The sequence below is a fragment of the Leptodesmis sp. genome, from assembly GCF_052746595.1.
In genome coordinates this window covers 1-9,669 of record NZ_JBRAGO010000134.1, presented here as the reverse complement: position 1 = coordinate 9,669, position 9,669 = coordinate 1, and the positions used below count along the sequence as shown (strand labels likewise).

Here is a 9,669-nt window from a genome sequence, read left to right as displayed (position 1 = left end):
TTAAGCTAAACGCAGTTCAGCGATCGCATTCCATGCTCGAATTCAGTACCCAACTTACCTATTCCCTACTGCGACAATTCGTTCCATCCTACCGATTTCTTAAGCTGCAGGCAGATACCATTGACTGTCACCATGTTCATCACACGGCCCTGGAAAGTAGTTCGATTACGGTGTTGAACTGGAATATTGCCAAAAATAACCACGATCGCCAGTGGTTAAAAGATTTTCGCAGTATGGTCAGGCACTATCGCCCTGATCTAATTTTTCTTCAGGAAGTTCGCTTTGATCTGGATGCGGCTCATGCGGTGGATTTGCCGGATATGAGTTGGAGTTATGCACCTAACTTTATTGATGCTCATCATCGCGCTTATTTTGGCGTGCTGACGGCGGCTAAAACCAATCCGATTCAAAGTCGGGCACTGGTAACGGAGCATTTTGAACCGATCGTCCAGACTCCCAAGGTTTCTCTGGTGACAGAATATCCCTTGAGTCATCGATCGCAGACACTGCTGGCAATCAATAGCCACCTGATTAACTTTGTTGATTTGCAAACGTTTAGAACCCAACTGCGGGATCTAGAGCAGGCGATCGCCACCCATCAGGGGCCAGTTATTTTCGCTGGAGACTTTAATACCTGGAGTGGATCACGATCGACCGCATTAGAGCAGGCGGCTAATCGTTTGGGATTGCAAGTGGCTAGTTTCAGTCCCGATGATTACCGGAAGATTAAGCGATTCTTGTTATCGCCACCGCTGGATTATATTTTTTATAAGCAATTGAGGGAACATCAGGTGAATGCACGGGTTTTGCATCACATCACATCCTCAGATCACAAACCCTTACTGACGGAGTTTTCCTGCTAATTGATCCAGATTGAAAACCGTCTGCTTGTTATCTACGGGATTGTCACCGTCATTGTGTACCTGGCGGGAGTTGCGAACGCGGCTCATGCGGTGATGACAGTGCGTTCCTCCCGAGGGGCGATCGCCTGGAGTATTTCTCTGCTGACAATTCCCTGGGTGGCCTTACCGTTCTACTGGGTGTTTGGCCGCAATCGCTTTTTTGGCTATCGGGAAATTTTGCGCTCTGCCTTTGCCCTGCATCGAGAGCGAGTCCGAGACATTTACCGGGAATTGCAAGAGTACCAGATCGCTTTGCCAGAGCAGTTTGCCTCGCTGGAGCGATTAGCCATGACCTTTACAGGAATCGCTTTCATGGGGGGAAATCGTGCCACTCTGCTGATCGATGGGCCAGAAACCTTCAAGGCCATGCTGAAGGCGATCGCGGATGCCAGAAACTACATCCTGCTGCAAACCTACATCATTCACGATGATGAAACGGGCCAGGTGTTTCAGCAGGCTCTGATTAATAAGGCTCAACAAGGCGTGCGAATTCATCTGCTGTACGATGAAATCGGCTGTCAGAAGACCCCAAAAGCCTACTTTGCGGCTTTGCGGCAAGCGGGCGTTCAGGTCAGTGCATTTCATACCACTAAAGGCCGGGGGAATCGCTTTCAACTCAACTTCCGCAACCATCGTAAAATCCTGGTAGTAGATGGAATGACGGCGTTTGTCGGAGGATTAAACATTGGTGATGAATATGCCGGAAAAGATCCCAAATTGAGTCCCTGGCGGGATACCCATCTTCAGCTTTGTGGTCCCAGTGTGCAGGTACTTCAGGGTGTTTTTTTGCAGGATTGGTACTGGGCAACCCGGCAGATTCTCGAAGTCAACTGGCAGGCCACGATCGATCGTGCCACTAATGCCACAGTTCTGATCTTTGCCACTGGCCCTGCTGATGCCCTGCCTGCCTGCAACCTGTTTTTTGTGAATGTGATTAACCAGGCGCAACATCGGCTCTGGATTGCCAGCCCTTACTTTGTGCCCGATGATTCGACGTTGGCAGCTCTTAAACTGGCGGCCTTGCGGGGGGTGGATGTGCGCATTTTGTTACCCAATCGTCCGGATCATTTGCTGGTTTATCTTTGCTCGTTTTCCTATTACAGTGAGTTGGATTCGGTGGGTATTAAGCTCTATCGCTACAAACAGGGCTTTATGCATCAAAAGTGTCTGTTAGTGGATCGGGCGATCGCCGCAGTCGGCACGACAAACCTGGACAATCGCTCTTTCTTTCTTAACTTTGAAGTGATGAGTTTTCTGACCCATCCCAACTTTGTGCAACAGGTCGAACAAATGTTGCAATCTGACTTATTCGCTTCTGTTGTAGTCAATTTGGATGACTACAAACGCCGTTCTTTGGGGTTTCAACTGATCGTTCGTGCCTCTCGTTTATTAGCACCGATTCTGTAATGTGAGTCACCCTGGCGACTGAAGTCGCGGCTATCCGGAGAAAAACTGCCGACGCAGGTTACTGAAAATCTTGATTGTATTGAGTCTGCGTCGGCAGACTGGGTGGGTGTAGTCGCGGTTTTAACTGCCGGATATTTTTCAAACACCCTCTAAACCAAATCCAGTTGGTAGGATGGTGTCCATAATTTGATACACCAAAACCTGGCCTGCGTGAATGGATAAGTGGATACTAAAAAAGCATTGGGAGCGGCTACAACCCCGCCTCACTCCTTATTGGTTTCTCCTCCCAGCCCTAATCATGCTGGGACTAACGGTCTTTTATCCAGCCCTGCAAGCCTTCTTTCTCAGCTTCACCAAGTTTGAATATGATCTCACCCAACCCCCCGTCTGGATTGGGTTGAAAAACTTCCAGCGGCTCTTCCGCGATCCCATCTTCTGGCAAACCTTCCGCAACACCTTTCTGTATCTAGTCTATGTGGTGCCCGTGCTGGTCAGCCTGCCTCTAGTATTGGCGATTCTGGTCAATCGCCAGTTGCGCGGCATTCACTGGTTCCGCGTGGCCTACTACACTCCTGTGGTGATCTCAATGGTGGTGGCAGGAATTGCCTGGAAGTGGCTGTATGCGGATAACGGTCTGTTGAATCAACTGCTGCAGATGGTCAAGCTACCCTCGGTGCCCTGGCTTACCAGTCCTGACCTGGCCTTGTTCAGTGTAATGGTGGTGACGATCTGGAAAGGATTGGGATACTACATGGTGATTTACCTGGCGGGGTTACAATCGATTCCGCAAGAACTGTATGAAGCGGCGGCGATCGATGGTTCCGATGGCATCAAAAAACACTGGGACATTACCGTGCCCTTAATGCGTCCCTATTTACTCCTGGTAGCTGTTATTTCCGCCATTTCCGCCACCAAAGTGTTTGAGGAAGTGTATGTGATGACACGAGGTGGCCCCAACCACAGTTCCGAAACGCTGGTGTACTACCTCTACAGCAAAGCCTTTAGCGAACTAGAAATGAGTTACGCCTGCACGATCGGTCTGGTGATGTTTCTGATCATTTTGGGACTGTCCGTCATCCGTCTGGGACTGGAGCAGCGATCGGTCAAGGTACAATCCGGTAATCTTCCCTGATCTCTTGGTATGCTGGGAACCGGACTGCATTTGACCTTTTCCTATGCCCGTACTCAGTACCACCACCCCTGTTGCTTTTCCCCTCGCGGCTGTGATCGGCCAGGAAGCTATTAAGCTGGCCTTACTCTTGGCCGCTGTCGATCCAGGGCTAGGCGGGGTCGTGATTGCCGGACGACGAGGTACGGCCAAATCGGTCATGGCACGGGCAATTCATGCCTTACTGCCCCCGATCGAAATTGTCTCCGGCTCCCTCAACTGCGATCCGAATCAGCCGGAGGAGTGGGATGACGAGACAGTGGCGCGATTGCTGGGGGATCAGGAGTCGGGAATCAGGGGTCGGGAGTCAGGAGTCGGAAGTCAGGAGACATCCACGCCCCACACCCCACACCCCACACCCCACATCCCTACTGAAGTTATCCCTGCCCCTTTCATCCAGATTCCCCTCGGTGTTACGGAAGATCGGCTGCTGGGGTCGGTGGATGTCAGTCAGTCGATTAAGCGGGGAGAGACGGTATTTCAACCGGGATTGCTGGCAGAAGCGCATCGGGGAGTGCTATATGTAGACGAAATTAATCTGTTGGATGATCAGATTTCCAATCTCCTCCTATCCGTCCTCACGGATGGCTGGAACCAGATCGAGCGGGAAGGCATCAGTTTTCGTCATCCCTGCAAGCCCCTATTGATTGCCACCTACAACCCGGATGAGGGAGATTTACGCAATCACTTGCTGGATCGAATTGCGATCGCCCTTTCTGCCGACCATGTTCTGGGCTTAGATGAACGAGTACAGGCTGTAGAGCAGGCCACTCGCTATGCCGATTCTCCCGCTGAGTTTTTGCAACAATATGCCAAGGATATTGACGACCTGAAAACCCAGATCATCCTGGCACGGGAATGGCTGAAAGATGTGCAGATCAAACCAGACCAGATCGAATATCTGGTGACGGAAGCCATCCGGGGTGGCGTGCAGGGCCATCGCGCAGAACTGTTTGCCGTGCGGGTGGCGAAAGCTCATGCGGCGTTGGAAGGCCGAACGAAAGTCTCTGCAGAGGATTTGCGGCGGGCGGTGGAACTGGTGATTATTCCCCGATCGATCATCATTCCGCCGCCTCCCGAAGAAGCGCCCCCCCCTCCTCCCCCCCCACCACAAGACGAATCCGAGCAGGATCAGGACGATGAGGAGGAGAAAGAAGACGAGGACAACACCGAACCGGATCAGGAGCCAAGCAGTATTCCTGAAGAATTCGTCTTCGACCCAGAAGGCGTAATCCTGGATCCTGAAGTCCTCTACTTTGCCCAGATGGCTACCCGTCAGGGCAAATCCGGCAGTCGCGCACTGATCTTTTCTGAAGACCGAGGCCGCTATATCAAACCCTTCATGCCCAAGGGACAGGCCCACCGGATTGCCGTCGATGCCACCCTGCGAGCAGCAGCTCCCTACCAGAAAGCCCGCAGACAACGCGCCGAAGCTCAAGAAATTCAAAATGCAGAATTCAAAATTCAAAATTCTCCACAAAGGCGGGTTTTCGTCGAACAATCCGACATTCGGGCAAAACGACTGGCGCGAAAAGCGGGTGCACTAGTGATCTTTGTCGTCGATGCATCCGGATCGATGGCGTTGAATCGCATGAATTCTGCCAAGGGAGCCGTATTGCGGTTGCTGACAGAGGCGTATCAGAATCGCGATCAGGTATCGCTGATTCCGTTTCGGGGAGAACAAGCTGAGGTCTTGTTACCACCCACCCGATCGATCGAAGCGGCCAAACGTCGGCTCGATCGCATGCCCTGCGGCGGCGGTTCTCCCTTGGCACATGGGTTAACGCAAGCGGTGCGGGTGGGAATGAACGCCAGACAATCCGGCGATATTGGTCAGGTGGTGATTGTGGCGATTACCGATGGACGGGGCAATATTCCTCTGGCCCGATCGCTGGGTGAACCCATCCTGGATGGTGAAAAGCCAGACATTAAAGCCGAATTGCTGGACATTGCCGGCAAGATCCGCACGGTGGGTTTTCAGCTACTGGTGATTGATACCGAAAATAAATTCATTTCCACAGGATTTGCTAAGGAACTCGCCAAGCATGCGGGCGGTAAGTACTATCACCTGCCCAAGGCTACCGATCAGGCGATCGCGTCAATGGCTCGCAATGCCATTTCAGACATGAAGGCTCAGTAGGCGATCAACAGACTTGTAATCCTTGAAGTGGGGTTTAATCTCGCTAAAGTGCCGCCCTCAGGGGGCAAAGGTTTGCAATGAGGAGGGGCAGACAGGACTGCCCACGTCACTACCTTACTTAAATTCGGAGATGTGCTCGTTCCTGCCTGATTCATCCCACTATTCAACAATGCCCTTTTTTGTAAAGTAAGCGATCGCTCTCCCATAAGCGATCAACGGCTCTCTGGTAGTAAGTCATGCTGGTGAACAAAAACAATTCTGTCAAAACCACTGACTCAACCTTAATGAATATGAGTTCCCCATCACCCAGGCTAGTCAGATCGAAGCCGCGATCGCTCAGAAGCTAACAATGCCGATTGCTGGTGTTCGTAAATTGATCAGTTATCAAATTAAGAATTGAGGGGTGTGCGCTGGAGCATGGGGAGATGCTCCTCACTCCATGGCTTTATACCCACTGGGAAAGTAGACGACGATGATAGAAATGTCGGGATGTTGACGGGCGATCGCTTCTGGTGCAACTCCTAGTGTTGGTGCACCTAATAATTCTGGATGAGCATTGTGGGTCAGAATCAGTAAGTCATCGGTTTCCAGAATGCGAGACACCTGGTTGACAAAGTGACCACGAACTCGCTGTACTGGCACGTCTGTTGCTAGATCAGAAATTTCTGGCAGATCACTCAACCGAGAATTTGAAAGCACCTGAAGGATCTGGAGTGTTGCCTTTAATTCAGTTGCTAATGCCCTTGCTAAAGCCAGGGTTTGCTGGAAATCGGGAGCCATTGTTTCAATCTCAGAAATAGCGAGAAACACCCGTTGAGTTGAGTTGATCGGTTGCACAAAGCGGGTAATGAGCATCGGAACTGATGTGCGACGGGCAACATTGTCAATCACACTACCAAAGAAATTGTCCCGGTAGGTTGAATACCCCTTCCAGCCGCAGATGATTAAATTCGCATTGCGCTCTTGAGCAGTTCGCAAAATTCCCTTATCAATCGAATCATCCACACGCCCGATCGGCTCTACATTGACTACGGCTGCATGGGCAATCGTTTCAGCCATTGCCAGTAATCGCTCTTGTTGCAGCTTAGCCTCGGCTGAAATAGGTACATGTGTATCGGTCAATACATGCAGGGGTAATAGAGTACCGTTTGTCCTTTTGACCAGAATCAATGCAAGTTGCAGCAGGTTATCTTCCGTACTGGGATTCGCGACAGGCACTAAAATACGATATCTGGCTTGGGTTTGGGGCAATTTTCTAGCTTGCGTTTGACGGGTACTGCTGGATTTTATCTGCTGTCCCCAGCGATCTGTGATCCAGGGAGAGGCAATGCAAGTCACCAAAATCATGGCGATTGTGCCATTAACCGTTAGCTGATCCACCAGATTGATTTTATAGGCGACCGTAATTGCTGCCAGGGTGGAGGCCGCCTGAGCAACTGATAGTCCAAACATTACCATAATGCTGGAGAAATCAAACCGAAACAGTTTGCCAGAACCCCAGGCCGGAAGCAACTTAGCCACGATCGCTACTCCTACCATGACCGCAGATACCAGCAGCGATCTCGGTTCCTGAAACAAAATCAGAGGATTGACCAGCATCCCTACAGAAATGAGAAAAAACGGCACAAACAATGTGTTGCCAATAAACTGAATGCGGTTCATCAACGGGCTGAGTTGGGGAATCAGTTGAGTAATGGCAATTCCCGCCAGAAATGCACCAATAATCGGTTCAATTTCAATCAGCTTGGCAAAGTAGGACACCACAAACAGGGTTGCCACGACAAAGGTAAACTCAGCCCCTTCATCATGGCCAAAGCGGCGAAAAAACCAGCGTCCTAGCCTGGGGACCCCCCATAAGGTGGCAAAGGTATAAAACCCTAAAGAGGGAATCAGAAATAGCCAGAATCCCAGCGTTAAATTCCCCTGATGAGCTTTGACGACAACTGCCAGAACCAGCAAGGTTAAGACGTTGGTAATTAATGTTCCTCCCAGAGTTGTCGTCACGGACTGCGATCGCATAATTCCCAGCTTACTAACAATGGGCAGCGCCAACAGAGTATGGGAGGCAAAACACGAAGCGACTAAAACAGCAGCCAGAAAAGGGTATCCCAACAGCGTCATGGCGGCTGCGCCCAGTGCCATGGGTACGGAAAACGTCGCCAGTCCAAAAATTACCGCTTTATCAGCGTTGTATTTCAAATCATCCAGACTGGTTTCTAGCCCAGCCATAAACATCAGAAATAGCGAACCAACGGTTCCGAGCAGAACGATCGTGCCATCTCGCTCCAGCAAACCGAAACCATGCGGCCCAACGATCACTCCCGCCAGAATTAAACCGACGATACCTGGCAAACGCAGATGCTCAAACAGCAAGGGTGCTACCAACATGATTGCCAGGATGACCAGAAAAACGGCGACCGGTTCAGTAATGGGGGCTTTTGGCAACAGCGGAGCTAGAAAATCTCGCAACGATAGCAAGCTAATAGCCGGGAGGTTCCACAAATGGTTCATCATTGCTCACTCAGGGTACAGCGCTGATCATAGTCGAAACATTACTGCTCCTGAACGATCCCTCAGCTAGATTCTAATACCTATGATAAAAACACCTGGAAACGGTGGCTCTTCGTCAATTAACAAACTCACTTCGGTTTTAAATTCAGACAAACACGGCAGCCCCCCTCAGGAAGATGTGTGCATTTCTGTGAAGAGAACAGCCCAAATCAGGGTGTTAAATTTTGCAGTCAACGAGGGGCATTTGAGGATATAGTTCGGTCTGGTTCAAAATAGGCTTATCTATTAGATGGTTGGGGTCTTCTAATAGAGGTTTATTGAAGGGGCCGCACGATCTCAATTCAGGCAGCGTTCGCGATCGCCCCTGATTCTGATCTGGGTACGCCATAATTGCTTTGATCGGATCGAGACTTTGGGTTTTACCGAGATGTGTGTACACAGTAGCCCTCATTAAGAGGACAGCAGGGATGCCAGGGGTGCGTAAATTTCTGGACACTCCAGCGCTTGGGCAACTGGCTCACAGGTGAGATGGCCCTGAAAAGTATTCACCCCTTTGGCAAAGGCCGGATCTGCAACCAGAGCCGCCAGCCCCTCCTGAGCCAGACGCTGCACATAGGGAAGGGTGGCATAGGTCAGCATGATGGTGGCCGTCCGGGGATAGGCTCCCGGCATATTGGTCACACAGTAGTGGATGACATCGTACTGGTAGTAGATTGGATTGGCATGACTGGTGGGTCGGGCCGTTGCGACACAGCCTCCCTGGTCAATGCTTACGTCAACAATCACGGCACCGGGTTGCATTGATCGCACCATCGCCTCGGTGACAACGATCGGTGCCCGCCCTCCTCGTTGCAGCACAGCGCCCACCACCAGATCGGCGGTTTGTACTTCCTCAGCAATGGAGTCCGGAGCAGACAGGCGGTAGCGGATCTGGGGAGATAGGGTTTGGGCAATTTCTGCTGCCCGCTCTGGGTGTCGTCCCATCAGACAGGGATCTGCTCCAATGACCGCCGCTCGTTGTGCCGCATGTCGTCCTACTATGCCGTCTCCCAGGATCACCACTTTGCCCTGCGACTCTCCCAACACCCGACCCAGCAAGACTCCCCGCCCTTTGTAGGTATGGCTCAAAAAATAATTGCCGACGGACACCGCCATATTTCCGGCGATCGCACTCATGGGAGCCAGCAGAGGCAACCGGCCAGCGCTGTCTTCCACTGTCTCGTAGGCGATCGCGGTGGTATGCTGTTCCAGCAACCGCCAAGTGAGGTTGGGATCAACCCCCGCCAGATACAGATAGGTAAACAAGATCTGATTGTGCAACAGAGGATATTCTTCTGCCAGGGGTTCTTTGACTTTGAGTACCAGATCCGCCTGCCAAGACTCTGGAGCCGAAACCAGTGTTGCGCCTGCCTGTTCATAGTCCGTATTGGCAAATCCTGCCTCCAGGCCAGCATCGATTTGGATCACTACTTCATGTCCTTCCTGAACCAGAGCTTTGGTTCCATCGGGGGTGAGGGCAACCCGATTTTCGTTATTTTTAA

6 protein-coding genes are annotated in these 9,669 nt (G+C 51.3%); 4 read left to right on the top strand and 2 right to left on the bottom strand.

The window, feature by feature from the left end:
* From ACUVQO_RS20890 to bchD, 4 genes are all read left to right on the top strand, one after another.
* Window positions 1-863: endonuclease/exonuclease/phosphatase family protein (locus tag ACUVQO_RS20890; RefSeq protein ID WP_445927758.1), on the top strand; the 863-nt coding region annotated here is incomplete at its 5' end.
* Window positions 864-2,309, top strand: a complete 1,446-nt coding sequence (cls, locus tag ACUVQO_RS20885; protein ID WP_445927757.1) for a cardiolipin synthase — start codon at window positions 864-866, stop codon at window positions 2,307-2,309. It abuts the gene before it with no gap.
* A gap of 214 nt (window positions 2,310-2,523) precedes the next feature.
* Window positions 2,524-3,441 carry a carbohydrate ABC transporter permease gene (locus tag ACUVQO_RS20880; RefSeq protein ID WP_445927756.1) on the top strand — a complete coding sequence of 306 codons (918 nt, stop codon included), beginning with the start codon at window positions 2,524-2,526 and terminating at the stop codon, window positions 3,439-3,441.
* 43 nt (window positions 3,442-3,484) lie between these two features.
* The gene (bchD, locus tag ACUVQO_RS20875; protein WP_445927755.1) at window positions 3,485-5,617 is read left to right on the top strand and encodes a magnesium chelatase ATPase subunit D; all 2,133 of its coding nucleotides are present in this window, start codon (window positions 3,485-3,487) and stop codon (window positions 5,615-5,617) included.
* Between the two features lie 432 nt (window positions 5,618-6,049).
* Here the strand turns inward: bchD and ACUVQO_RS20870 are convergent, their stop codons facing one another.
* Both ACUVQO_RS20870 and ald read right to left on the bottom strand, forming a co-directional pair.
* A complete protein-coding gene (locus ACUVQO_RS20870) occupies window positions 6,050-8,131 on the bottom strand; it encodes a cation:proton antiporter domain-containing protein (RefSeq protein ID WP_445927754.1) in 2,082 nt (693 codons plus the stop codon).
* Between the two features lie 447 nt (window positions 8,132-8,578).
* Window positions 8,579-9,669: alanine dehydrogenase (gene ald / locus ACUVQO_RS20865; protein ID WP_445927753.1), on the bottom strand; the 1,091-nt coding region annotated here is incomplete at its 5' end.